Origin of the sequence: Pseudoclavibacter sp. RFBA6 (assembly GCF_002931575.1) — a bacterium.
Taxonomy (GTDB): Bacteria; Actinomycetota; Actinomycetes; order Actinomycetales; family Microbacteriaceae; genus Pseudoclavibacter; species Pseudoclavibacter terrae.
On sequence record NZ_PSUA01000017.1, the window covers coordinates 1 to 25008 of the forward strand.

The window sequence follows — 25008 nt, forward strand, 5'->3', positions numbered from 1 at the left end:
CCTCCGGACCCGCCCCTCTGGCCCCACCCCTTTCTTTCCGGATGGCTTTCGCGCTTCAGGATGGCTTGTAAGCCACCTGCGTGCGCGGAAGCCATCCCGAAACGGGCGAGCCACGGGGCGGCGGATGTCGACGAGCCTCGACGAACGCCGGCGAGCGCGAGCCCTAGAGCGCCCCGCCAGCCGCGGCGGGAGCGTCCGCATCCTGCCCGCTGTCGCCGACGGTCTCGCGGGCGATGAAGTTCTCGATATCGAAGAGGTTGTCGCCGGCGCGCTTCGCGATCGTGACGAGCGTCGACATGGAGGCGACCTCCTCGACCTGCTCCTTCAGGAACCAGAGCATCGCCTGCTCGCCGATCGCGTCGCCATCCGCCCGAGCCGCGCGGAACAGCGCCTCGATCTGCGACGTCACCTCCCGCTCCTGCTCGAGCGCGAGCTCGATGGGCTCGACGACGTTCGCGAACTCGGTCCTGGGGGCGGCGACCCCGGGGATCGTGACGCCGAGGTCGCGGTCGAGGCGGTACTGCACGAGCATCATCGCGTGATTGCGCTCCTCGACCGACTGCTGGTAGAAGTGCGCCGCGAGCTGCGGGAGATCGTGGTCGTCGAACCAGACGGCGATCGCGATGTACTGCTGCGATGCCGAGAACTCGTTGCCGATCTGGGCGGTCAGAAGGTCATTGAACGAAGAAGAAGTCACGTCGCAACGCTACTCCCGGCGGGTTTCGCGTGGCGGTCAAGTTTCGTTGCCGCGCGGATCGTCCACGTGACCAGCGCTACACCCGTCGCCAGCACGAACGGGATGCAGGCCGCGCCGAACGCGTCCCCGATGATCGCGCCGGTGCTCCCCCAGTACTTGGTCTGATCCGCATCCACGCCGATACCGGCGACGATGCTGTCCACGATGACGGCGACGCTGAGCGTCGCACAGCCCACCGCGACCAGCACCGCGAGCGCGGCGACCCACGGCAGCGACGCTCGCAGCCGCATCCGCTCACCCCTCGACACCGCGCGCTGGAAGCTGAGGCTGATCGCCCGAGCAACGTCGAGCGTCAGCCAGACCCCAAGCACCAGCGCGGCAGCGATGCTCGCCACGGCGATCGGGATGAGGGTGCCGGCGAGGCGGGCGCCCTCGGCCGAGTCGCGATCGACGTCGGAAGCGGCCGCCGCCCCCGGGAAGATCAGCAGCATGTAGGCCAGGAACCCGGCGATGACCGTCAGCAGCCCGGCCCTGACCGCCGCGCGCAGAACCCAGCCACGCTCTGCCCCTGCGCTCGCGCTCGCGCTCATCATGCCGCAACGCTAGGGGCAAGACGCACCCAAAGCCAAACGATGCCAGGCGTCCGACTCCCGAACGCTCGAAAGCTAGGCTTGAGCGAAACCCCGGAGGCTGCATGAGCGACGCACACGACCACGACGAGATCGGAGTGGGTTCGGTGGACCGCGAGATCGACCCAGCCACGGTCGGACCGCAACCGGGCGACCTCGAGCGTGCCATCGCCGCGCAGGTGCGCGCGTACCGGCTCGCGACCGGCCTGTCCGTCGCCGAGATGGCCGACAAGGTCGGCATCTCGAAGGCCATGCTCTCGAAGATCGAGAACGCGCTCACCTCCTGCAGCCTCACCACCCTCGGCCGCCTCGCCCACGGCCTCGACGTGCCCGTCACGGCGCTCTTCCGCGGCGTCGACTCCGACCGCGAAGCCGTCTACGTGCCAGCAGGCCACGGCGCGCAGATCGTGCGCCGAGGCTCACGATCCGGCCACCTCTACGAGCTGCTCGGCGCCCTGCGCGGCCAGCACAAGCGCATGGAAGCTGTGCTCGTGACCCTCACCGAGGCGAGCGAGGTCTTCCCCCTGTTCCAGCATCCAGGCACCGAGCTGCTCTACATGCTCGAAGGCCGCATGGCCTACGGGCACGGGGATGCGCGCTACGAGATGGGCCCAGGCGACACCCTCCAGTTCGACGGCGAGGGCCCCCACGGGCCGGAAGAGCTCATCGAGCTTCCCGCCCGCTTCCTGTCGGTCACCGCGTACGGAGACCGCGCGGAGGGCTGACGTGCGCCAAGAATCGGTCTGAGGCTCGGATGCTAGCTTGGCGCGCACCACGACTCGCGCACCAGCCAGGGGGATCCATGGAACAGCCCGACCGCATCCACGACGCCGACGGCACCGGCACCGGCCAGGCCAGCGAGCGGCAGCCGCTGCTCGCGGAAGACCTGTTGCTGCTCCTCTTCAACCCGGACGACGGCACCATCGGCGGCGAGGGCACGCTCTTCTACGTGCTCGGCGGGGCGGTGCTCACCGAACTGGCGTTGAACGACCAGATCGGAATCGAGCAGGCGGGGCTTCGCGGCACGCTTGTGCTCTCGGTCGGCGATGAGGCGCCCGAGGACGAGATCCTGCGGTCGGCCTGGGAGTACTCGCGGGACAAGCGGCGCGAGGTGCAAGGGATGCTCGCCGCCATCGGGCCGAACCTCCGCGGGCAGCTGCTCGAGAGCCTCATCTTCCGCGGCGACCTCACCCGCGAGCAGGGCAAGACGTTCGGGTTCATCCCGAAGACGACGCTCAGCCTGGGCGACACCGGACGCCGTGCCACGCTCATGAGCCGCGTGCAGGCCGTGCTCATCGACGGCGCGGAACCCGACGCTCGCACCGCTGCCCTCGCGGCGCTCATCTCCGCGAGCGGGTCGATGCCGACACTGCACCGGGAGCTCCCCTGGGAGACCGACGTCATCAACCGCGCCAAGGCCCTCGAAGCCGGCGACTGGGGAGCCACCGCGGCCAGCTCAGCGGTCGCCCGAACCATGAACGCCATCACCATCAACGCTGCAGTCGCGGCGAGCGTCGCCGCCAACGCGGCGAACAACTCGGCGCCGCGGCCGGCCTGACGACAGCTTCGGGATGGCCCGCACGCTTCGGGATGGGTTGCAAGCCATCCCGAAGCGCGGAAGCCATCCCGAAGCGCCGCTTCGGCAGTCGCCGAACCCCTATACCGCGGAGGCTTCCGGGATGCGCGCAGCAGCGGGCGCAACCGCCGGCTTCAGGCGCTCCCGGCGGCGCTTGATGACGATCGACAGCGTCGTGAGCGCGAGGGCCGCGACGAGCCAGACGGTGAGCATCCCATACGCCTCACCGATGCCGATCGGGCCACCGGCGACGAGGGAGCGGAACGCGGTGACGGCGTAGTTCAACGGCAGCCACGAGTGGATCAGCTGGAAGAACGCGGGCGCCGTCTCGACCGGGTAGGTGCCGCCCGCCGAGGACAGCTGCAGCACGATCATGATGAGCGCGAGGAAGCGCCCGGGAGGGCCGAGCAGCGCGTTGAACGCCTGGTTGACGGCGACGAACGTGACGCTCGTGAGCAGCGCAAGTGCGACGAGGCCGAGCATGTCGGCAGGCTCGAGCCCGAGTCCGAAGCGAACGATCGTGAGCATGAGCAGGCTCTGCGCGGCGCCGAGCATGGCGCCGGGAGCGAAGCTGCGCAGCGCCACGACGATCGCGGGCTGGCGGCCGAGCACGAGACGCTCGCGCAGCGGCGGGAACATGAGGTAGAAGGCGAGCGCACCGACCCAGAGGCCGAGCGTCATGAAGTAGGGCGCGAGACCGTAGCCGTACGCGGGTACCTCGTTGAGGCGGGTCTTCGTGATCTCCACTGGCGTCGACGTGACGCCGGCGAGATGATCGGCCTGCGCATCCGTGTAGCTCGGGATGTCGGAGACCCCGTCGTCGAGGCCATCCGCGAGGGTCTTGCTGCCGTCCGCGAGCTGCGTGATGCCGTCGTTCAGCTCGGCACCGCCCGACTCGGCGTCGGCGGTTCCGTCGGCAAGGGTTGTCGCGCCCGACGAGAGGTCAGATGCGCCCGAGGCGAGCTGCGGCGTGGACTGCGCGAGCGTGGATGCGCCGTCCGCGAGTGTCTGCGTGCCCGTCGCCAGCGAGGACGCGCCGTCGGCGAGCGACTGGGTTCCGGTCGCCAGCGTCGACGTTCCGTCGGCGAGCGACTGGGTGCCCGTCGCGAGCGTGGAAGCGCCGGTGGAGAGCTGCTCCACCCCGGTCGCGAGTTCCGCCGACTTGGTCGAGACAGTTGAGACCGCGGCAACGAGCTCGTCGACGTTACCGCTGAGCGGTGAGACGCCGTCGGAGAGCTTGGTGGCACCAGCCGCGAGTTCGGTCGACTTCGCCTGGAGGTAGCTCAGCCCGGTCCCCGCGGCGGCGTCACCGACGAGCGCGGATGTACCGGTGCTGAGTTCGCCAGACTTCGAGCCGAGGGTCTGGCCAGCGGTGGAGAGCTGCGTCAGCAGTTCCTTCCGTTGGGCGTCGGACAGGGAGTCGTAGTTGGCGAGCAGGGAATCGATGCCGCCTGAGAGGTCCCCAGCTCCGGCGGCGAGAGCAACGGCTCCATCGTTGAGCTCTCTGCTGGATGCCACGGCGGTCTCGAGGCCACCTGCGAGAGCTGTCGCGCCAGCGTCAAGAGTCGTCGCCCCTGTCGTGAGCGTCGTGATGTTCGCGGGCAGGCCGCTCGTCTTGGAGTTCAACTCCGCGAGCCCATCGCTGAGGAGCTGCGCACCGGAGCTTGCTTCTGCGAGCTTCGTGCTCAGCTCCTGCGCACCGGCGTTCGCGGTCGCAGCTCCCGTGTTGAGTTGCTGCGCGCCCGAATTCGCTGATGCCGCACCGGAGCTGAGCGTCTGCGCACCTGAGTTGGCGGTGACGAGACCGGCGTTGAGCTGCTGCACGCCAGCATCCACCTGGGACGCTCCGTCGGCGAGCGTGGCGCTGCCGTCGGCGAGGCTCAGCCCTCCCTCGCGCAGCTGGCCGAGCCCGACGACGAGCTGGGCGGAGCCGGTACGTGCCTGCTCGGCACCGTCGTTGAGCTCTGTCGCACCGTCGGCCGCCTCGGAGACGCTCTCGTGGATGTCGGTGAAGCCCACGTAGACGTTGCGGAGGTACTCGTCGGAGACCTCTGTCGCCAGCTCGTCGGCCACCGTCGTGCCGACCGTCGACGCGATGTTGCCGACGATGATGTTCGCGCCGTCGTTCGTGGTGATGGAGAGGCGGGCGATGGCCGCGTCCAGCGGGTCGTCGCCGCCCGCCGAGACCGCTGCCGCGGAGAAGCCAGCTGGGATATCGAGCACGGCGAGCACCTTGCCGGACTCGAGCTCGCTCTGCGCCTGATCGGCCGACATCTCGTGCCAGCTGAAGTTGTTCGACTCGGTGCTGTCGACGAGCTTCTCGGTGAGCGTCGCGCCGAGATCGACGGGGTCGGCGGGCTCGCCGTCGGTGGTGGTCGCGGGGGTCGCCGCCTGGTCGCTGTTCACGATGGCCGCGTTGATGTGGTCGAGGCGGTGCGTCGGGTCCTCGTTCGACCAGATCAGCGAACCCGCGTAGATCAGGGGAATCAGCGCGATGCCGACGATGACGATGAGCGTCCGCCGGTGCGAGCGCACGAAGGCGGGAAGAGAGAAGGAACGCATGTGGGTGTGAAGTCCTATGAGCGAACGTGCTCGGCGCGGAGGGCGTCAAGCTCGGCGGCAGTCGCGCCGGAGGATGCGAGAAGCAGGGAGGAGAGGCGCTCGACGAGCTCGTCGGTGGATGCGCGAGCAGCGGCCGGCGAGCCGGGGGCGTTGCCCACGGCCACCGTGACCTCGGCTGCGGCTGCGGCATCGGCTGCGGCATCGGCTTTGGCGGTGGTCTTGGCGTCGGCGAAGAGCCATCGGGTGACGTGCCACATGGCGCCGGCCGCGAGGAACTCGGCGCGGTCCCTGGGGGTGTCTGGTCCGGGGCGCCGGCGGATGACGGGGCCGAGCGGTGACGACTCGAGGAGCCTCGTGGCGAGGTAGGCGATCACGTCGCCCGTGAGGAGGCCGAAGCTGCTCTCGAGGGCCGCCCGGTAGAAGGGGGCGTCCGCGTCGAGCTCGCGGAGGAGCGCGCGAAGCGTGCCTCGCACGAAGGTGGGCCAGGAGGGGTCGTCGCCGACGCTCGGAATCCGATCGAAGGTCGACTGCAGACGCTGCAGGGCAGCCTCGCGGATGAGCGCGGCCGTGTCGTCGAAATGCTTGTAGAAGGTGGGGCGGCTCACCCCGGCCCGGCCGACGATGTCAGTGATGCTGAGCTGAGCTGCGTCGCGTCCTTCGTCGAGCAGTTCGACGACGGCAGCGATGAGTGCCGCCCGCGAACGGACGAACCTCGCGTCTTCCTGGATCACGGCTCTCCTCGGTCAGAACTAATTTACAAATGTAAATTAGCACGGCCGCGTGAGAACGCAACAGGGAAAATCGAGGCGCAGTGGGGGCGGCAAGGCCAAGCGAGCTCCCCTGTGACCAACATCAGTGCAGAAACGGGCCGTTCCGAGCGCCAGGGCTCGAAACGAGTCCTTATTGCACTGATGTTGGTCAGGCCTCCTCGGCAAGGGCGGTCACGCGCGGACGAGCGAGAGCCCGAACACGCGAGCCCAGCCGCAGCCGCAGCCCAGCCCCGCGCTACCGCAGCACGCGTCGCGTGAAGTCGTTCGCGAAGACGCCGTTCGGGTCGTAGCGCCCGACGAGCTTCCGGAAGTCGCCGATGCGCGGGTACCGCTCGGCGACGTCGATCCGCTCGTCGAAGACCTTGCCCCAGTGCGGACGACCGCCGAGCGGCTCGAAGATCTCGTCGAGCAGCGGCAGCAGCTCGGCGACCTCCGGGTCCTGCTTCCACGTGAAGTGCAGGCCGACGACGTCGTTGCCGTGCATGGGGCTCAGCCAGAGGGAGTCGCGCGCGACCGTGCGCACCTCGTTGACAAGCAGGTGGGGCCGGATGCGGTCGGCGATGCCCGCGAGCGCGAGCAGCGCATCCTGCGCCCGGAGCCGCGGGATGAGGTACTCGCTCTGCAGCTCGGCTCCGTTGGAGGGCTGGAACTCGAGCTTGAAGTGCGGGAGCCGCTCGTACCAGGGGCCGGCGACGCCGAACTGCTCGCTGCAGGCAACTGCGGAGATGCCGCGGATGGGGTGCAGCGCCTCGGTGGCGGGCGTGGCACCGGAGAAGTCGCCCGGCGCGAGCTCGCTGGCGAGCTGCTTCACCCAGACCTGGTCGATGGTCTCGGGCTCGGCCCACGTCGTGAAGGCGCTCACGCTGTAGCCGGCGCCGGTGATCTCGTCGAAGTTCTCGAGCAGCGCTGCGAACGGCAGGTTCTCGAAGACCCGCTGCCGCACCTCGAAGTGGGGCACGACGTCGAGGCGGATGCGCGTCACGATTCCGAGGGCGCCCAGCGAGACGACGGCCCCGTCGAACCCTTCGTCGCCCCGCTCGAGCACCACCACTTCCCCGTCTCCCGCGACGAACTCGATGGCGGCGACGGCGGCGGCGAGGCTCCGGTTGGTGTTTCCGGAACCGTGTGTGCCCGTCGCGACCGCACCGGCGATCGAGATGTGCGGGAGGGAGGCGAGGTTCGCGAGCGCGAGGCCGTGTTCGGCGAGGTCGATCGCGAGCTCGCCGTAGCGGGTGCCGGCGCCGATCGACACCCACCGCCGGTCCTCGTCGATGCGGAGCGGGCTGCGCAGCCCTCGCGTCGAGACCTGCACTCCGCTCGTGTCGGCGATTCGGTTGAACGAGTGCCCGCTGCCGAGGGCCCGCACCGACTTCCCGGCAGCCACCGCGGCGCGGACCACTTCGCTGACCTCCGCAGTGCTCGTCGGGGCGGCGACGCGCTCCGCCTCGAAGGTGATGTTGCCAGCCCAGTTGGAGGTCACTGCTGTCCTGCTTTCTGCGACGTTGCGAAGTGGATGCACCCGGCGGGGCTCGGCCAGGTTGTCAGACTCGGAGCTCTACCGCCGTCCACGATACGGGGGCAGGGTGACCGTCAGCACTCCGTCTTCGACGTGGGCGGTGTCGTTGGCAACGAGTCCCACCCGCTCCGGGTCCTCGAGCGTGTTCTTGGCGTACACGTCGTCGTCGGCGAGCCAGAGCTCGACGGTCGACGCATCGTGGAAGTTCGCAAGGTTCTTGAGCGGAGCGCCTCGCTCAATCCGAAGACGCTGAGCGCGGCACCTGACAACTTCGGTGACTGCAGGGGCAGATCCGACCAGAACGCTCCGCAGACGGCCTCTTGTCACCGAACATGTCGCGGGTGTCTTCGTCGTCGGCGGAACCGGCGTGGCGCCTGCCGAGATCGCACCGCCGCGGCACCACGGCACCTCTGCAGCGCGCTCGTCGGCGAGCCGCGGCCGTGAGATCCGTCTTGCTCGAACCCGCTCTACGAGGCATCTCCGAGGTATCCGAACAACTTCGGTGACTACAGACGCCTGACCGGAGGGCAACTGGACCAGAGCTTTCCGCAGTCACCGAAGCTGGCCCCACGCGATGAAGCCTTGCGCGTGCCGGGGGGGGGGGGCTGTCACCAGGGGTGATACGCGCGCACCCACGGGCCGGACTCCGCACCGCGGGGTGCGAAGGCCGGCCCGTGGGCGGCGCTCTGCAGCTGGGTCGGCCAGCTGGGCTCGGTCCTCAGTACTGCTTGCCGGGGATCCAGCTGGTGCCGGCGAGCGGCACATTGGCCATGGCCGCCGATTCGACGGTCAGGGCGACGAGGTCCTCTGGCTCGAGGTTGCGGATGTGCGACTTGCCGCACGCGCGGGCGATGGTCTGCGCTTCCATGGTGAGGACGCGCAGGTAGTTCGCGAGGCGTCGCCCGCCCTCGACGGGGTTGAGGCGAGAGGCGAGCTCCGGGTCCTGCGTCGAGATGCCGGCGGGGTCGCGCCCGTCCTGGAAGTCGTCGTAGAAGCCCGCGGCTGAGCCGATGTCGGCGTACTCCTGCTGGTAGCGGGGGTCGTTGTCGCCGAGTGCGATGAGCGCGGCCGTTCCTATGGCGACCGCGTCAGCGCCGAGCGCCATGGCCTTCGCGACGTCGGAGCCCGTGCGGATGCCGCCGGAGACGATGAGCTGCACTTTGCGGTGCATCCCGAGCTCCTGCAGCGCCGCGACGGCTTGCGGGATGGCGGCGAGCGTCGGGATGCCGACGTTCTCGATGAACACCTGCTGGGTCGCCGCCGTGCCGCCCTGCATGCCGTCGAGCACGACCACGTCGGCACCGGCCTTCACCGCGAGCGCAGTGTCGTAGTACGGACGGGATGCGCCGATCTTCACGTAGATCGGCTTCTCCCAGCCGGTGATCTCGCGGAGTTCAGCGATCTTGATCGTCAGGTCGTCCGGGCCCGTCCAGTCGGGGTGGCGGCTCGCGGAGCGCTGGTCGATGCCGATGGGCAGGGTGCGCATCCCGGCGACGCGCTCGGTGATCTTCTGCCCGAGCAGCATGCCGCCGCCGCCTGGCTTCGCTCCCTGGCCGAGCACGATCTCGATCGCGTCGGCTTTGCGCAGGTCGTCGGGGTTCATGCCGTACCGGGAGGGCAGGTACTGGTAGACGAGGTGCTTCGACTGGCCGCGCTCTTCGGGCGTCATGCCGCCGTCGCCGGTGGTCGTTGAGGTGCCGACTTCGGATGCGCCTCGCCCGAGGGCTTCTTTGGCGTTCGCGGAGAGAGCGCCGAAGCTCATGCCCGCGATGGTGACGGGGATGTCGAGGTGCAGCGGCTTCGACGCGAAGCGGTCTCCGAGCAGGACGTCGGTGCCGCAGCGTTCGCGGTAGCCCTCGAGCGGGTAGCGCGACATGGATGCGCCGAGGAAGAGGAGGTCGTCGAAGTGCGGCAGCTGCCGCTTCGCTCCCCACCCGCGGATGTCGTAGATGCCGGTGCGGGCGGCGCGCTGGATGTCGGAGATGGTTGCGCGGTCGAAGGTCGCGGACTCGCGGAGGCCGAGTTCGGCGAGCTGTGCGGGTGACTGCGTGGCCGTGGATGTGGGCTGTTCGGTGAGCGTCATGGCTGGCTCTCTCTGCTCGGCCTAGTAGGCGTTGTCGACGTTGAAGTGGTAGAGCTTGCGGGCTGAGCCGTAGCGCGTGAATGCTGCGGGGTCGTCGTCGCGGCCGGCGGCGAGCAGCAGTTCGGCGAGTTCAGCGAGGTGCTCGTCGCGCATGGGCTTCTCGATGCAGTCGGCGCCGAGCGATTGGACGGTGCCTTGCACGTAGATGCGCGTCTCGTAGATGGAGTCTCCGAGGGCCTCGCCCGCGTCGCCGCACACGATGAGGCGTCCGGCCTGCGCCATGAACGCCGACATGTGGCCGATGCTGCCGCCCACGACGATGTCCACGCCCTTCATGGAGATGCCGCAGCGGGCTCCCGCGTTGCCGTCGATGACGACGAGTCCGCCGTGGCCGGTGGCGGCCGCCGACTGGGAGGCGTCGCCCGTGACGTGCACGGTGCCGCTCATGATGTTCTCGGCGAGCCCGACGCCGGCGTTGCCGTTGATCGTGACGGAGCCCTGCTGGTGCATTCCGGCGGCGTAGTAGCCGACGTGTCCGTCGATCGTGACGTCGATGGCGGAGGTGATGCCGACCGCCACGTTGTGCTTGCCGGCGGGGTGCTGGATGCGCCACCTGGTTCCGTGTTCGGCCGTCTGCACTGCCGCGTTCACGACCCGCACGTCCTGCCCGGCGAGGTCGATCGTGGTGATGCTGGCCGCCGGGGGCGAGGTGGGGGCGGGCGCAGCCGCTGGGGCTGCCGCGTACTGGGTGCTGTCTAGAGTGACCACGTGTAGACCTTTCCGGGGACTGGTTCGAAGATGTCGGCCGATTCGATGCCGGGGAGCTGCGCGAGGGCGCGGTACTCGGAGGCCATGGCCACGTAGTCGGAGGTTTCGGCGACGATGGCGGGCTTGCAGGCGATGGGGTCGCGCACGATGGCCATGCTGTCGGCGGTGGTGACGACGAGCGTGTAGAAGCCGTCGAAGACGTCGCCGAGGTTGATGAGGGCTTCCTCGAGGGTGTCGCCCTGTTCGAGGCGGGAGGCGATGTAGCGGGCGCCGACCTCGGTGTCGTTCTCGGAGTCGAACTGCACGCCTGTGCGCTTGAGTTCGCGGCGGATGGACGCGTGGTTCGAGAAGGAGCCGTTGTGTACGAGGCACAGGTCGTCGGCGACGGCGAACGGATGCGTGCCGCCGGCGGTCACTGCCGACTCGGTGGCCATGCGGGTGTGGGAGACGCCCTGGCTGCCGGACATCGACTCGAGGCCGTGGTTGGAGGCGACGTCCATGGGGTTGCCGACGCTCTTCATGACGGCGAGGTGGCCGCCGCGGCCGATGATGGTGGCGGCCGGGAGGGCGGCGCTGACCGCGTCCGCGAGGATGCTCGTCGATAGCTCGCCGCTGACGAGCGTTGTGTCGCCGATGACGGAGACTTTGGGGGCGGCGCCTGCTGGGAGGGTGCGCTCGAGCTCGGCCGTCAGCTCTTCTGCGGTGAGCATCTGGGTGCCGCCGAGGAGGCTGAGGGTTGACGCCGCACTGCCGGTGAGGTCGGGGTTGTCGTAGACGGCGAGGCCGGCGGAGTCGGGTCCGCGGTCGACCATCTCGCACAGCATGGTCGAGAGCAGGTCGCCCATCTGCGGCCTGAGTTGGGGGTTGCGCAACTGCAGCGCGGCGATTCCACACACGGGCGTGGTCCTTTCGAAGGGGTGAGCTGGTCTGGCTTCTGGATGCGGGTGGTTAGAAGGCGGTGAGGTAGGTGTCGAGTTCCCAGTTGCTGACCTGGGCGTGCCAGGTGAGGAACTCGGTCTCCTTGGCGTCGGCGAAGTAGCGGCCGGTGGCTTCGTCGCCGCTGAGGCTGGCGAGGATCACGGGGTCGTGGCGGAGCGCTTCGACGGCGTGGAGGAGCGTTGCGGGGAGCACTGCCGCGCCCTCCGGTGCCTGCCCTGGCCCCGATGGGTTGCCTGGGTCGATGCTGTTGTCGATGCCGTCGATGCCCGCCATGATCGACGTGGCGACCGCGAGGTAGGGGTTGGCGGCGCCGTCACCGGAACGGAGCTCAACGCGCTTGTTGTCCGGCACCCGCACCATGTGCGTGCGGTCGTTGCCGCCGTATGACGCCTTGCGAGGCGACCAGGTCGCCCCGGAGCTCGACGTCGCCGTGCCGATGCGCTTGTACGAGTTCACCGAGGGTGCGAGGAATGCCTGCAGTGCGGGGGCGTGCTGGAGGAGGCCCGCGACGAAGCCGTATGCGACGGGCGAGAGGCCGAGGCCGCGCGCATCCGCTTCGCTCTCGGTGCCCGTCGTCGCGGGGAAGAGCGGCTCGTCCTGTTCGCTCCAGAGGGAGAGGTGCAGGTGGAGGCCCGTGCCCGTGCGGTTGGTGAAGGGCTTGGGCATGAACGTGGCCGTCATGCCGCGCTCCTCGGCGAGCACGTTGAGGATGTAGCGGAGCGTGATGACCCGGTCGGCGGTGGTGAGGGCGTCGGCGTAGTCGAAGTTCTGCTCGAATTGGCCGGCGCCGTCCTCGTGGTCGTTGGCGTAGTTGCCCCAGCCGAGCGAGTTGATGGCGGTCGAGACAGCTGCGAGGTGGTCGTACATCCGCGTGACGCCGCGGGCGTCGTAGCAGGGGCGCGGGCCGTTGTCGCGCTTGTCGGCCGGGGCGAGGGTGCCGTCGTGGGCACGGTCGACGAGGAAGTACTCGACCTCGGCGCCGACCTTGGCTGTCATGCCGCGCGTGGCGAGCTCGGCGATGGCGCGCTTCAGGATGTTGCGGGGCGCGTAGGGCCACGGCTGGCCGTTGACGTGCGGGTCGCAGTGCACGAGCGCGAGGCCTTCGCGGACGAACGGCAGCGGAGTGAACGAGTCGAGGTCGGGGATCGCGATGAGGTCGGGGTCGTGCTGCTCCTGGCCGATGAGGCCGGCGGCGAAGCCCGCGAACCCGAGGGCGCCCGCTTCGAGCTCGTCGGCCGCTGAGGTCGGGACGAGCTTCGCGCACGGCTTCCCGTTGAGGTCGACGAAGGTGGCGAGGATGAAGTTCACGCCGTGCGCCCGCGCGAGGTCGCGGAGCGTGATGCGGTCGCCGGCGGCGAGGCTCTCCCCGCTTGGTGGGGTGGCCTCGACCAGCTTGGGGGCTAGTTGCGTCATGGTCGTCTCCCGCATGTTGTTGATGTTACCTGACATGAAACCTTGTTCGCCAATAGTAGACAGACGGATGTTTCCACAGCATTCGCCCCTGTAAACACTGGGTTACGGCAACGCGGGCGCGGGAGGCCGGGCATCACGACACGGGTACTCGCAGGACCTCCCCCGATGTCGGTGGTCCGCCATACGCTCCTGGCATGGAGTACACGAACCTCGGCCGAACCGGCCTCCGCGTCAGCCGCCTCGCCCTCGGCTGCATGAGCTTCGGCGACCCGAATCGCGGCCTGCACAGCTGGACCCTCGACGACGAGGCCGCCGCTCCACTGCTGCGCCAAGCAGTGGAGCTCGGCATCACCTTCTGGGACACCGCGAACGTCTACCAGCAGGGCACCAGCGAGGAGATCATCGGCCGCGCGATGCGCCGCTTCAGCCGCCGCGAGGACATCGTGCTCGCGACGAAGGTCTCCGGCAAGATGCATGATGGCCCGGGCGGTTCCGGCCTGTCGCGCAAGGCGATCCTCGAGCAGGCGCATGCCTCCCTCGAGCGGCTCGGCACCGACCACGTCGACGTGCTCTACATCCACCGCTTCGACGACGCGACCCCGGTCGAGGAGACGATGCAGGCACTCGACGACCTCGTACGCGCGGGCAAGGTGCGCTACCTCGGAGCATCGTCGATGTACGCGTGGCAGTTCGCGAAGCTGCAGCAGGCTGCGGCGGTCGGCGGATGGACACCCTTCGTCGCCATGCAAGACCAGTACAACCTGCTGAAGCGCGAGGAGGAGCGGGAGATGATCCCCATGTGCGCCGACATGGGTGTCGGCCTCGTGCCCTACTCGCCGAACGGCAAGGGGCGCCTGACTCGCCCGCGCGGCGAATCGTCGTCGCGCGCCGAGGTCGACACGGTCGCGAAGGCGTTCGACGCCGACGCCGATGGTCCGATCATCGATGTCGTCGAGCAGGTCGCCGCAGAACGGCAGGTGCCGATGGCGCGGGTCGCGCTCGCCTGGGTGCTGCGCAATCCCGCGGTGGCCGCGCCCATCGTGGGCGCGACGAAGGCCAAGCACCTCGACGACGCCGTCGCCGCACTCGAGCTGACCCTCACCGACGACGAGGTGGCGCGGCTCGAGGCGCCGTACGTCACCCAGCCGCCCTTCTGGTGGTGACGGCGCGGCTCGGCGTAAACACTGGGTTACGAGCAATCGCGGGGAGGTTTCGCACCGGTCGCAGCAGCCACTCGTCGCGATGGAATGGGCGCACCCACCCATCCACGAAAGGCGCCCCATGCCAGCTGCACCGCTCTTCGACCTGTCCGACACCCGCATCGTCGTCACCGGGGGCACCAAGGGCATTGGCTTCGGCATCGCCAGTGTGTTCGCGCAGGCGGGCGCGCGTGTCGCCATCGCCGGCCGCTCCCGACCGGGAGTGGATGCGGCCGTCGCGGTGCTCGAAGAGCTTGCGGGGTCAGAGGCCCCAGGCCGCGTGGTCGGCCTCACGATTGACGTGGCCGACCCGGAGTCCTGCCACGCCTTGGCCGCATCCGTCACGAACATGTTCGGCGGTATCGATGTGCTGTGCGCCAACGCGGGGATCTTCCCGCAGGCCGAGCTCGCCACGATGACGCCTGCACAGCTCGACGAGGTGCTCGACACGAACGTGAAGGGAACGATCTACAATGTCCAGGCGTGCCTGCCCGCGCTCAAGGAATCGGGACGCGGCCGGGTCGTCGTGACCTCATCCATCACAGGCCCCATCACCGGCTACCCGGGGTGGTCGCACTACGGCGCGTCCAAGGCAGCCCAGCTGGGCTTCATGCGCACGGCGGCTATCGAGCTCGCGAAGCACGCGATCACCGTCAACGCCGTGCTGCCGGGCAACGTCGAGTCGGCTGGGCTCGAGGGGATGGGCGAGCACTACCTCGCGTCGATGACGTCGGCCGTGCCACTGCGGAGACTGGGCCGCGCGGAGGAGATCGGCTTCGCCGCGGCGTTCCTCGCGAGCAGGGAAGCCGCGTTCATCACCGGTCAGACGATCGTCGTCGACGGCGGACAGACGCTCCCCGAGTCCCCCGACGCCGTCGCCTGACTCCCAGCCCCGCCCTCAGACAACCCTATGCCCGCTCTCAGGAATAGCTAGCTAACCTAACTATCCCACCCGCTACTTCGAACCGAGGAACCCCATGAGCCTGCTCGAGATCCCCCGACCGTCGACACCTCAGTCGGCAGTAGAGGCGAACCCTCGCCGACTGCGCTGGCTCTCACCCGCGAACGGGCTCTGGGTGGCCATGCGGGAGACCCAGACGGGCGACGACTTCGCGGGGTTCGTCGAGCTCGTTCAGGGAGAGTTCCGCGCCCATGACGGCCAAGGCACCTTCCTCGGCACGTTCGAATCACGAGAGTCGGGGCGCGACGCGATCGAGGGCGCCGCCCGCCTCTGACGGTCCGGGGTCTAGACCCGTGGGCCGAAACCGACCGACTGGTACAGTCGTGGGACCAGACACCAACGACCAGCGACTCCCCTGTCGCCGGCCGTCGCGCGCCAGGGCTGAGCCCGCGCGAAGCGGTCCGCCTGGGATGCCGCTGGCCTACCGCGAGATTGGATCCCGTCCCGCATGCCTCTCCTCACCATCCTCATCGGTGCCGCACTCGTCGTGACAGGCGCCGTCGCGTACTTCGTCAGCGACACCGGCAGCCTCACGGCCCTCATCCCGGCAGCTGTCGGCGTGCTGCTCGTCATCGCCGGCCTCATCGCGCGGAACCCGAAGCTCCGCAAGCACGCGATCCACGGTGCGCTCGCCGTCGCGCTTCTCGGCGCACTCGGCTCGCTCATGAACGTCGCGAAGCTCGGCGACCTCATCGCTGGCACGGCCGAGCGCCCTGGCGCGATCATCAGCAGCACGATCATGCTCGTCCTGCTCGTCGCCCTCATCACGGCCGGGGTGCGCTCGTTCATCGCCGCCCGCCGCGACCGCCAGGCGCCCGCGGTCACGCAGAACTAGTCAGCTGTTCTCCGCCCTCGGCTCTCCTGGAGGCGGATGAGATAACCGTCGGGGTCCGTCACGAGAAATTGACGGACCCCGACGTCGTCCTCGCCGACCCGGTACCACTTCGTCTCCGGCGGCATGAAGAGCTCGCGGCCAGACTCCAGGACGGCGCCGGCGATCGCGTCCGCGTCCGGCACGGAGACCTGGAAGTTGATGCCCCTCCCGAGCGGGGCTTCGAGCGGGCTGGTGACCCAGTTCCGTCCGACACCTCGCTGCTCGAGCATGAGGTGGGCGCTTCCCCGCTCGATGTAGGCGAACCTCTCCTCAGGCCGGTCGTACCTGACTGCGAACCCGCACAGTCCGACTCAGAAGTCGAGGCTCCGCCACACATCCGAGACCAGGAGCTCGGGGACGAGGTCGGGCGTGAGTCTGGAACCCGAGGAGGAAGTCACCGCTGCATCGTCGCACGTCGATGTAGCGGTGTCAGGGATGTTGCGTTCCCCTACGACTGCTCGGCCGCTGACCGCACACCCAGTCGAACGACGTAGCGTCGCGTGATGATCGGATTCAACCCCATGCAGACGGCATTCATGGCCCTCTACTTCGCCGTCATCCTGGCCATCCTCGTGCTCGTGGTCTGGGCCCTGATCCTGTCGATCAAGGCGCTGCGCAAGTACCTGCGGGCCCCGGATGCGCCCCAGCAGCCACACCTGGACCCACCGCGCACGCACGAGATCGACTGAGCCTCGAGATGCACGGCATCTCACGCAGCCGCGCCGAGCGCGGCACGATGACGCCTGCCCGCGTTGTGCTCGCCGCCTCAAGGCTGGTCATCGCGCTCGGCGCATGATCCGCCGCGGGGCGCCGCCGTGCACCGGCGCCGGCGGCGGTCACCAGGACAGCGGAGGCATTCGCCCGTTCAGGAGCACCCGCAGGGCGGCGTGTAGTTCGAGCGCGTTCCGGCGACGATCCTCGGGAGCGACCTCCTGCACGGCGACGTTGCAGGCGCGCCCGAGCTCCCACTCGGTGACCCCCTCGGGGAGGCACAGCATCCACTGCACAGCTCTGGGCGGTGCCGGCACTCCGGCGTCGGCCAGATACTGGACCATGTCGTCGTGGATCTCGGTGATGTCCTCCTCGCTGAGAAACGTGCCGTCGGCCGGCCCGCCGACACGCTGCCCACCCCCGTAGGTCTCGACCACCGGTTCGTACCGCGCGGGCTCCTGGTACACCCAGCTCGGCCCCGCGAGGAAGGCGATGAGTGCGAGCCAGCCGTTCGGCTCGAGCCGCATGAGCTCGGCCGTCTGCGGTGGATCCGTCGGAAAATCGTTCCACGACCAGCTCGGCAGCGCCTCGAGCGCTGCCAGCCTCACCTCGTTGTCATTGATCGGCATGAATCGGCCCCCAGCCTGAGTTTCCCCTGCAACCGCCGACCTGAGCCGGCGGCGCTCCCCGCCATTGTCGCGCATCCGCCCACTCGCGGAGTGCACGGCGAGCATCACGAGGCGACACGAGGCGGCGCGAGCGAGCGTCAGGCCCGGTGCTTGCGGCTGAGCTTGCGCCAGTGTTCGCCTCGGCGACTCACCAGAGTCGCGCGCGGGGGCTGAAGAACGGCAGCGCGATGGGCTTGAACACGACGCCCCGCGAGGCCTTCACGAGGCCCACGATCGAGAGCACGACGTGCGTCACCGAGAGGGCGAACCAGATGGTGATGGGGATGCCGATCGGGAAGAACGTCGACGAGTACTCGTCGTCGAAGGTGAAGAGGAACGCGATGTGCAGCGCGATGAGGATGACCGAGGAGATCAGGTAGGTGATCCCCCAGTTGGCGGCGTTCGTGCGGTTCCGCTCCCCAGCCTCGGTCGCCGGAGCGCGAGAACGCCCCGCCGCCGTCATCACGATGCCCGCGACGATGGCACTCACGAAGGGGAACGGGATGAGCGCGAGCAGCCCGAGCCCCCACTGCACGGCCCCGTTCGCCAGTGGCCTGACGAGGAGCACCTGCTGGGGCTGGCCGGCCGGCGGCGCGTACTGCGGCGGCTGGGCCGAGGGCGGCGGCTGCACAGGCTGCGCGTAGGCCGTCACATCGGGCTGGGTCTGAGGCGCGGGCTGGGCCTGAGGCGCGGGGCCGGCCTTGGGCTCGGCGTCGGCCTCTTGCTGCGGCGCCCCGAATGGCTCGAAGTAGAGGTTGTTCGCCCACGACCCGGAGCCGGTGAGCTGCTGGCGCTTCTCGGCGGGAAGCCCGAGCGCGTATCGGATGAGCGAGTCCACGCTCGCGTCGTCGCCGCGGACCATGCCCTGCGCCTCGGTCAGCATCTCCGGGAATGGGTTGTCGTCGTCCGTGACGCTGAGCACGTGGATCTCGGCGACCTCGAGCAGCAGGTAGCGACCGCGGTTCGCGGGGTCGTTCAACGCGTTGCGCGCCTCGGCGATCTGCCGTTGCGTCTCTTCGTCGTGCGGGAGCTGCGCGAAGAGGCGCTCGAGGTTGGCGACGCCCTGGTCGTAGTCGCCGAGGATCGCGGTGGCCGGCGCATCCCAGATCGTCGAGGGAACGAGGCGACCGGACCCGGAGACGAGCAGCTCGTGCACAAGCGGCACGTCCCATCTCCACTCCGAGAGACCTGTGACTCTCGTGAGCGGGGCCCCGTGCCCTGGGATCTCGTCGACGACGTAGAGATAGCTGCGGTTCGCCATCACCCGAGCCTAACGGGCGATGCCCGCGTCTCGGCGTCGCGGTCGGCGACCCGGGACGCGGGCATCGTGGCCTACTTCCGTGATGCTTCTGCCGATCGCGAGCACAGGAGCCGCGCGAGCGCTCATCCGTTACGGATGCCGAGCGCGAACCACGCCGCCGAACGGGCGCGGACTACTTGCCGAAGAGGTCTCCGAGGCCGGGGATGTCGAAGCCGAAGTTGCCTGCCTGCTCCTCGACGCCGCCCAGGAACTGGTCGCCCGCTCCCGTGAGCTGCTCGCCGGCACCGGCGAACTGGTCGCCGAACCCGCCCACCTGCTCGCCGAACCCAGACACGGCCTCGCCGAGGCCACCGAACTCGCCGAGGTCAGCCGTGAGCCCCTCAAAGCCTTCGATACCGGACGCGGCGATGCCGTCGAAGTCGATGCCGGATGCCATTGCGTCGCCGAGGAGCGGCAGCGCGACCGAACTGGCCACGGCCCCTCCGACGACGCCGAGCGCGATGCCGCCGAGCGCGCCAGCACCGGCCGCAGCGGCCCCAGCGCCCGCGACACCCATGCCTCGGCCGAAGCGGGAGGAGCCCCCACGGCTGGAACCCGGCGCGAAGTTTCCGCCACCGCGCGAGCCCGCGATGCGCTTGCCCGCGCCGAGCACCTGCGCCATGAAACCGGGCCGCTGCACTTCCCCGCGCGTCGCCGCCCGCGCCAGGTCATCCGGCGAGCTCGACTGGGGGCGGTCGTACGGGCCGGACTCGGCGCTCAGACGCTCACGCACCTGGTCTCGCTGCTCAGGCGTGAGGCGCTGGAACGCCTCACGGTGAGCCTGCTCGAGCTGGTCGGGCGCCGCCGTCTTGAGGAGGTAGTCGTACTTCGCGATGGCCGCCTTGTCTGCAGCAGTTCCAGCCCCAGCGCTCGCGCCGGGACGCGAACCGTAGCTCGGTGCGCTCGGCGGCCGCTGGTCGTACTGGCGCTGCTGACCGTACTGGGGCACCTGGCCCTGGTGACCCTGCTGGCCCTGGTCGCCGGGCTGGCTCGGGTAGCCCTGCTGGCCGCGCGACTGCTGCCCGTCGCCGGTCACCTGGTCGGCGACCTTGCGGACCATGTCCTTCCAGTCCCCGGAGCCGCTCCTGCCGCCACCCCGGTTGCCGGAGTTGCCGGAGCCACTCGAATTGCCGAGGGCCTTGGAGGCCGCGCCGAGGATCTTGTTGAAGTCAACCATGCGCTCATCGTGACGTACTGGTCTATGGAAAACGTATGGAGCGCATCCGGTTCCGCTCAGAGCGTCGCGTGCTCGCTCGAATCGGCGGCCCGCGCCCACGGCGACGCGGACGGGGCGAAATCGCGAGGTGGCTTCGGCGCGGGATGCATGCTCGGCCCGGATGTCGGCGGCACCGGCTACGTTGACGCTATGCAGTCGAACAGCCGAGTCCACGCTCCGGAGTTGAGCACCCGATGAGCAAGCGCGCGGTGCAGGCTGGCGCGGCCGCCGATGTGCTCGGCCCCTACCTCGAGCGGCTGCGCACCGAACTCGAGATCCCCGTCGACTACCCCGCCGACGCGCTGCTCGAGGCCGAGGCAGCTGCGGCACGCGAGTTCGACGCCGAACCAGACTCTGCCAGGCAGGACCTCCGTGACCTGCCCTTCGTGACCCTCGACCCCGTCGGGTCCCGCGACCTCGACCAGGCCTTCTTCCTCCGACGCGTCGCGGCAGCCGACGCTGAGCCCGCCGGGTTCGAGGTGTTCTACGCGATCGCCGACGTCGCCTCGTTCGTCGAGCCCGGAGGCGCGCTCGACGCCGAGACGCACCGCCGCGCCCTCACCGTGTACGGCCCCGATGGCCGCTTCGGCCTGCATCCCGCCGTGCTCAGCGAGGGCGCCGCAAGCCTGCTGCCGGACGTCGACCGGCCGGCTGTGGTGTGGCGGATGCGGCTCGACGCGTCGGGTGAGCTGCTCGACGACATCGACGTGCGTCGATCTATGGTGCGTTCTCGGGCGCAGCTCGACTACGGGTCCGTGCAGCGTCAGCTCGACGACGGATCAGCCGGTGAGCTCCTGCTGCTGCTCGCCGAGATCGGGCAGCTGCGCATCGACGCCCAGTTCAACCGCGGCGGCGCGACGCTCGAGGTGCCAGATCAGGAGATCGAGCGCAGCGAAGACGGGTCCCGCTACCGACTGGTGCTGCGCGAGCCGCTGGCGAGCGAGGAGTTCAACGCGCAGCTGTCGCTGCTCACCGGCATCGCCGCGGCGCGGCTGCATCGCCTCGCCGGGGTCGGCATCTGGCGCACCCTCGACGAGGCTCGCGCCGAAGACGTCGAGCGCTTGCGCCGGGTGGCCACGGCCCTCGGGTTCGATTGGTCCCCGTCCTCCTCATACGCCGAGTTCGTGCGAACCATCGACCCGTCGCGGCCCGAGTACGCGGCGTTCGCGACCGAAGCGACCCGCCTGTTCCGCGGGGCGGGATACGCGGCCTTCGGGACGCCGGAGAGCCCCGATGTGCCGAGCGGCGCATCCCACAGCGCCATCGCCGCCGAGTACGCGCACGTCACAGCGCCCCTGCGACGCCTCGTCGACCGGTACGGCACCGAGATCGCGCTCGCATACTGCGCCGGCCGGGAGGTGCCGTCGTGGGTGGTGGATGCGCTCGATGCGCTCCCGGGTGAGATGGCTGACGGGTCGCGGTGTGCGAACGCCTACGAGCGAGGAACCGTCGACCTGCTCGAGGCGGTGCTGCTCGGACCGCTGGTCGGCGAGGACCTCGACGGGATCGTCGTCGAGTCCTCACCGACCGGCGAGGCCGATGAGCGGCGGGCCAAGGCAACCGTGCTGCTGCGAGACCCAGCGGTGAGGGCGAGGGTCGTCGGCGACGCCTCAGCGCTCGAGCTGGGCGCCCCGGTCGTGGTCCGAGTCGAGTCAGCCGACCCGGACACGCGGACAGTCACGCTCAGCGTCGTCGCACCGAGCCCGGCTCCCCACCGCGGCTAGGCGCCTACAGCGAGGCCCAGGTGAACGAGTAGCCGTTGCCGTTGCGGTGGCAGGACTCGGTGATCTTCGTCCACGAGCTGATGTACGTGCGCTGCACTGCCTGGCAGTCGGCGAGAGATCCGCCGGTCCAGTACATCTGCTCGGTGCCAGCGTTCGCGATCGCCGGGGCGGAGACGGCGATGCCGACGGCGAAGAGGGCTGCGGTGATGCTTGAGGCGATTCGACGCATGAGAACTCCTTCGACAGGCCCGGCTGGTCCGGGATGTCGGCGAGCGTAGACCCGCAGATTGGGATGCACGGGCACTGCAACCCCCGTGCGGGAGGCGGGGAGAACTCCCCTCCCCGCAGTGGCGGGCGACGCGGCGATGCCCTGGACGTTTCCTCCGCGATCCAGCCCGCCTTCGCAGGGGACGGTGCTACCCGCCTCTCGCGAATGGGCGGAGCAGCCGACATCCGCTGCACCCCGAATAGGATCGACAGCGTGCATCCCACGCCCTCCTCCCCCACGCTCGCCGCGCACCCGAGGACCCTCCGATGAGGCTCGCCGTGATCGGCGCCGGGCAGATCGTCGCCGACTTCCTCCCCCACGTGGCCGACATCCCCGGACTCGAGCTCGCCGCTATCTACGGACGACCTCCCCGACGTGAGCACCTCGAGAAGCTCCAGGCTCAGTTCGGCATCGAACGCGTGCACACGGACCTCGACGAGTGCCTCGCCGACACCTCCATCGACACCGTCTGGGTCGCCCTGCCCAACTCGCTGCACTTCGAGGTCTCCCGCAAAGCGCTCGAGGCGGGGAAGCACGTGATCTGCGAGAAGCCGTTCGTGCTCGAGGAATCGGAGCTGCGGGAGCTGCGCACCCTCGCGACGGAACGCGACCTCATCCTCATCGAGGCCATAACGACGCAGTACCTCGCGAACTACCGGTGGATCAAGGAGCACCTCGACCTGGTCGGCAAGGTCAAGCTCATCCAGTCGGACTACTCGCAGTACTCGTCCCGATACGACGCGTTCCGCGAAGGCACCGTGCTGCCGGCCTTCGACCCCGCGCAGGGCGGCGGCGCGCTCATGGACCTCGGCATCTACGCCATCCACTTCGTCGTCGGGCTGCTCGGCAGACCACAGAACGTGACCTACACGGCGAACGTGCAGCGCGGCGTCGACACGTCCGGCGTGCTCGTCCTCGACTACGGCGACACCACGGCCGTCTGCGTCTGCGCGAAGGACTCTGACGGCCCCATTCGCAGCAAGATCCAAGGGGAGGACGGGTGGATCGTCGTCGACGGCTCACCGAACGTCATGGCCTCGGTGAGCTACGAGACCCGCGGCGGCACTGCCGAGCAGGTCGACCTCACGAAGCACCCGCACCGCATGGTGGAGGAGTTCGTGGCGTTCGAGCGCATCATCCGCGAGCACGACACCGCCCAGCGGGACCGCCGCCTCGACCACAGCGCCGACGTGCTCTTCGTCGTCGCGGCCGCCCGCGCGGCCACAGCACCACAGAAGGAGACTGCATGACCACCCCACTTCTCCTCGTCGCGAATGCAGGCGAAGGCTCGATCTCGGTGTTCCGCTTCGACGGCGCCTCCCTCACGCGGCTTTCCGTGGCCCCGGGCCTCACCGGATGCTCGAACTTCGTCGTCGACGCTGCTCGCGACCTCGTCTATGCCTCGGTGAAGGGCAGCCCGGCAGGCATCGTGACGCTGCGCCTCGACCGCGAGTCCGGCGAGCTCACGGAGGTCTCGCGGCGCGATACGCCTCGCGGCGGCCTCAACTACGTCGCCCTCACGAGAGACGGGTCCGCGCTGCTCGGCGCCGCCTACTCGGCGAACTACGGCCTGATCGCGCCGGTCACCGACGGCGAGGTCGGCGAACCGACGTCGATCGTCGAGCACCGTCACCTGCACTCGGTCGCGGCGAGCGCCGACGGACGCTTCGCGTACTTCGTCTCGCTCGGCGACGACCTCGTGGGCCAGTACGCGATAACGGACGACCTCGAGCTCGAGCCGCTCGACCCCGTTGGGGCGGCAGCCCCCGCAGGCAGCGGCCCGCGGCACATCGTGCTGAACGGCGCGGAGAGCTTCGCCTACGTCATCACCGAGTTCAGCGGCGAGGTGCTGCGATTCGAGCGCGACCAGGCAACCGGCACCCTGTCGTTCACCGACGCGGCGAGCTTCGCGGATGCCCTGCAGGGGCTCCAGCCGGGCGCCCTCGGCGGGAACCCCCTTGAGCCCCGCTCGATCTGGGGAGCCGACATCCACTGGGGTGCCGACGAGCAGTACCTGTGGACCTCGGAGCGCACGACGAGCACGCTCGCGCCCCTCAAGGTCTCCGAGGACGGCTCGCTCGAGGACGCGCGCGCGTTCACCGTCACGCAGCAGCAGCCTCGAGGCTTCGCGCTCAGCCCCGACGGACGCTTCCTCGTCGCTGCCGGCGAGGAAGCGACGGAGGTCGCGCTGTACGAAGTCCGCGGTGACCACCTCACCGAGCTGCAGCAGGTCGAGACGGGCAGCGGCGCGAACTGGGTGCGCTGGGCCTGACGCCAGGCTCGCCGGTCGACGCCGACGATCAGTCGGTCGAGACCCTCGCGATGTGCAGCGCCAGGAACGCGATCTCCTCGTTCGGCAGCTCCTGCTCATACTGCTGACGAACGAACACGCGAACGCGCTCAGCCGCCGAGACGGCGGCCGGGTAGCGCTCGCTGAGACTGTTGAAGAGGAAGTCATCAGCGCTCGTCGCGAGCTTGCCGTCGAAGAAGCGCCGCGCGAAGTACTGCAGGTGAGCGACGAACCGCGCACCGTGCAGCTCGTTGTTGTGCAGCTGCCGACCCGTGGAGTGGGTGACGACCGTCGCAACCTGGCTGACGAGCTGGACGATCCGCATCGAGTCGACCCCGGTGTTGCCGGTATCGGCGTTGACCAGGTGGAACGCGATATTCGCGGCCTCCTGCTCAGGCAACTCGACCCCAGTGCGGGTGTTGAGCATGGAGACGGCCGCGAGACCGATCTCGTACTGCTTCGGGTAGATGGTTCGGACTTCCCAGGCGAGCCGGTTCACCGTCGCCAGCCCCTTGCGGTGTCGTTCGACCGCAAAGTGCAGGTGGTCGGTGAGCGCGAGGTAGATGTGCGGATCGAGGTCCAGACCACCGGCCTCGGCGCGCGCGACGATCGCCCTGGTGAGCTCGATGTACTCCCCCGGGATCTGCGTCAGCAGGTCCTCGAGGTTCCGCTGGTCACCCTGCGGGAGAGAGACGAACACCTGGTTCGCCCCGTCCTGCACGACTTCCTCGCCCGGCTTGCGCCCGTATCCGATGCCTTTTCCGAGCACAACGAACTCGGTGCCGTGCTCGTCAGCGGCGAGCACGACACTCGAGTTGAGAACTTTTCTGATTGTCTGCATTGG

At 69.3% G+C, this 25008-nt stretch carries 25 protein-coding genes; 10 read left to right on the top strand and 15 right to left on the bottom strand.

Annotated features, from left to right (window positions below):
• Positions 1-163: 163 nt before the first annotated feature.
• Both C5C17_RS17320 and C5C17_RS17325 read right to left on the bottom strand, forming a co-directional pair.
• On the bottom strand, positions 164-697 hold the full coding sequence (locus C5C17_RS17320) for a ferritin (protein ID WP_104254648.1): 534 nt from the start codon (positions 695-697) through the stop codon (positions 164-166).
• Positions 694-1290, bottom strand: coding sequence for a hypothetical protein (locus C5C17_RS17325; protein ID WP_104254649.1), 597 nt, complete (start codon positions 1288-1290; stop codon positions 694-696). Before C5C17_RS17325 ends, C5C17_RS17320 begins: the two co-directional genes overlap by 4 nt.
• A 101-nt stretch (positions 1291-1391) precedes the next feature.
• On the opposite strand from C5C17_RS17325, the gene C5C17_RS17330 reads away from it, so the two are divergent.
• Together C5C17_RS17330 and C5C17_RS17335 are read left to right on the top strand one after the other, a co-directional pair.
• Positions 1392-2051, top strand: a complete 660-nt coding sequence (locus tag C5C17_RS17330) for an XRE family transcriptional regulator (RefSeq protein ID WP_104254650.1) — start codon at positions 1392-1394, stop codon at positions 2049-2051.
• Between the two features lie 77 nt (positions 2052-2128).
• Positions 2129-2884 (top strand): GPP34 family phosphoprotein, encoded by a 756-nt coding sequence (locus C5C17_RS17335; protein WP_104254651.1) that lies wholly within the window; start codon positions 2129-2131, stop codon positions 2882-2884.
• A 99-nt stretch (positions 2885-2983) separates the two neighbouring features.
• On the opposite strand, the gene C5C17_RS17340 is transcribed toward C5C17_RS17335, so the two are convergent.
• The 7 genes from C5C17_RS17340 to glnT all read right to left on the bottom strand — a co-directional run bounded on the left by C5C17_RS17340 (position 2984) and on the right by glnT (position 12989).
• Positions 2984-5464 (bottom strand): YhgE/Pip domain-containing protein, encoded by a 2481-nt coding sequence (locus C5C17_RS17340; RefSeq protein ID WP_104254652.1) that lies wholly within the window; start codon positions 5462-5464, stop codon positions 2984-2986.
• Between the two features lie 14 nt (positions 5465-5478).
• Positions 5479-6195, bottom strand: coding sequence for a TetR/AcrR family transcriptional regulator (locus tag C5C17_RS17345; RefSeq protein WP_104254653.1), 717 nt, complete (start codon positions 6193-6195; stop codon positions 5479-5481).
• Positions 6196-6469: 274 nt separating this feature from the next.
• Positions 6470-7714 carry an FAD-binding protein gene (locus C5C17_RS17350; RefSeq protein WP_104254654.1) on the bottom strand — a complete coding sequence of 415 codons (1245 nt, stop codon included), beginning with the start codon at positions 7712-7714 and terminating at the stop codon, positions 6470-6472.
• A 754-nt stretch (positions 7715-8468) separates the two neighbouring features.
• On the bottom strand, positions 8469-9833 hold the full coding sequence (locus tag C5C17_RS17355; protein ID WP_104254655.1) for an FMN-binding glutamate synthase family protein: 1365 nt from the start codon (positions 9831-9833) through the stop codon (positions 8469-8471).
• A gap of 21 nt (positions 9834-9854) precedes the next feature.
• Positions 9855-10601 (bottom strand): protein glxC, encoded by a 747-nt coding sequence (locus tag C5C17_RS17360; protein WP_181028660.1) that lies wholly within the window; start codon positions 10599-10601, stop codon positions 9855-9857.
• Positions 10589-11497, bottom strand: a complete 909-nt coding sequence (locus tag C5C17_RS17365; RefSeq protein ID WP_104254656.1) for a glutamine amidotransferase — start codon at positions 11495-11497, stop codon at positions 10589-10591. The genes C5C17_RS17360 and C5C17_RS17365 overlap by 13 nt, the downstream gene beginning before the upstream one ends.
• A gap of 52 nt (positions 11498-11549) precedes the next feature.
• Positions 11550-12989, bottom strand: a complete 1440-nt coding sequence (gene glnT / locus C5C17_RS17370; protein WP_258066279.1) for a type III glutamate--ammonia ligase — start codon at positions 12987-12989, stop codon at positions 11550-11552.
• Between the two features lie 158 nt (positions 12990-13147).
• On the opposite strand from glnT, the gene C5C17_RS17375 reads away from it, so the two are divergent.
• The 4 genes from C5C17_RS17375 to C5C17_RS17390 all read left to right on the top strand — a co-directional run bounded on the left by C5C17_RS17375 (position 13148) and on the right by C5C17_RS17390 (position 15948).
• Positions 13148-14116: an aldo/keto reductase gene (locus C5C17_RS17375; RefSeq protein ID WP_104254657.1), complete on the top strand. Its 969-nt coding sequence runs from the start codon at positions 13148-13150 to the stop codon at positions 14114-14116.
• A gap of 118 nt (positions 14117-14234) precedes the next feature.
• Positions 14235-15035 carry a 3-oxoacyl-ACP reductase FabG gene (gene fabG, locus C5C17_RS17380; RefSeq protein ID WP_104254658.1) on the top strand — a complete coding sequence of 267 codons (801 nt, stop codon included), beginning with the start codon at positions 14235-14237 and terminating at the stop codon, positions 15033-15035.
• A gap of 94 nt (positions 15036-15129) precedes the next feature.
• Positions 15130-15387: a hypothetical protein gene (locus tag C5C17_RS17385; RefSeq protein ID WP_104254659.1), complete on the top strand. Its 258-nt coding sequence runs from the start codon at positions 15130-15132 to the stop codon at positions 15385-15387.
• Positions 15388-15561: 174 nt separating this feature from the next.
• Entirely contained in the window at positions 15562-15948 is a 387-nt protein-coding gene (locus C5C17_RS17390) for a hypothetical protein (protein ID WP_104254660.1), read from the top strand.
• Here the strand turns inward: C5C17_RS17390 and C5C17_RS18795 are convergent.
• Positions 15945-16217, bottom strand: a complete 273-nt coding sequence (locus C5C17_RS18795) for a hypothetical protein (RefSeq protein ID WP_219820534.1) — start codon at positions 16215-16217, stop codon at positions 15945-15947. The genes C5C17_RS17390 and C5C17_RS18795 overlap by 4 nt on opposite strands.
• Positions 16218-16490: 273 nt before the next feature.
• Between C5C17_RS18795 and C5C17_RS17400 the strand changes: the two genes are divergently transcribed.
• A complete protein-coding gene (locus C5C17_RS17400) occupies positions 16491-16676 on the top strand; it encodes a hypothetical protein (protein WP_104254661.1) in 186 nt (61 codons plus the stop codon).
• Between the two features lie 147 nt (positions 16677-16823).
• Here C5C17_RS17400 and C5C17_RS17405 read toward each other — a convergent pair whose 3' ends face one another.
• The 3 genes from C5C17_RS17405 to C5C17_RS17415 form a co-directional block, all read right to left on the bottom strand.
• Positions 16824-17327 (bottom strand): DUF5956 family protein, encoded by a 504-nt coding sequence (locus C5C17_RS17405; protein ID WP_104254662.1) that lies wholly within the window; start codon positions 17325-17327, stop codon positions 16824-16826.
• 187 nt (positions 17328-17514) lie between these two features.
• Positions 17515-18627 carry a DUF4870 domain-containing protein gene (locus C5C17_RS17410; RefSeq protein ID WP_104254663.1) on the bottom strand — a complete coding sequence of 371 codons (1113 nt, stop codon included), beginning with the start codon at positions 18625-18627 and terminating at the stop codon, positions 17515-17517.
• Between the two features lie 172 nt (positions 18628-18799).
• A complete protein-coding gene (locus C5C17_RS17415) occupies positions 18800-19843 on the bottom strand; it encodes a hypothetical protein (protein ID WP_181028661.1) in 1044 nt (347 codons plus the stop codon).
• A gap of 233 nt (positions 19844-20076) precedes the next feature.
• Between C5C17_RS17415 and C5C17_RS17420 the strand changes: the two genes are divergently transcribed.
• Positions 20077-21606, top strand: coding sequence for an RNB domain-containing ribonuclease (locus C5C17_RS17420; RefSeq protein WP_104254664.1), 1530 nt, complete (start codon positions 20077-20079; stop codon positions 21604-21606).
• Positions 21607-21610: 4 nt separating this feature from the next.
• Here C5C17_RS17420 and C5C17_RS17425 read toward each other — a convergent pair whose 3' ends face one another.
• A complete protein-coding gene (locus tag C5C17_RS17425) occupies positions 21611-21835 on the bottom strand; it encodes a hypothetical protein (protein WP_104254665.1) in 225 nt (74 codons plus the stop codon).
• A gap of 305 nt (positions 21836-22140) precedes the next feature.
• Between C5C17_RS17425 and C5C17_RS17430 the strand changes: the two genes are divergently transcribed.
• Both C5C17_RS17430 and C5C17_RS17435 read left to right on the top strand, forming a co-directional pair.
• A complete protein-coding gene (locus C5C17_RS17430; RefSeq protein ID WP_104254666.1) occupies positions 22141-23124 on the top strand; it encodes a Gfo/Idh/MocA family protein in 984 nt (327 codons plus the stop codon).
• On the top strand, positions 23121-24146 hold the full coding sequence (locus C5C17_RS17435) for a beta-propeller fold lactonase family protein (RefSeq protein ID WP_104254667.1): 1026 nt from the start codon (positions 23121-23123) through the stop codon (positions 24144-24146). Before C5C17_RS17430 ends, C5C17_RS17435 begins: the two co-directional genes overlap by 4 nt.
• Positions 24147-24174: 28 nt before the next feature.
• Here the strand turns inward: C5C17_RS17435 and C5C17_RS17440 are convergent, their stop codons facing one another.
• Positions 24175-25005 (bottom strand): PRD domain-containing protein, encoded by an 831-nt coding sequence (locus tag C5C17_RS17440; protein ID WP_104254668.1) that lies wholly within the window; start codon positions 25003-25005, stop codon positions 24175-24177.
• Between the last annotated feature and the right edge of the window lie 3 nt (positions 25006-25008).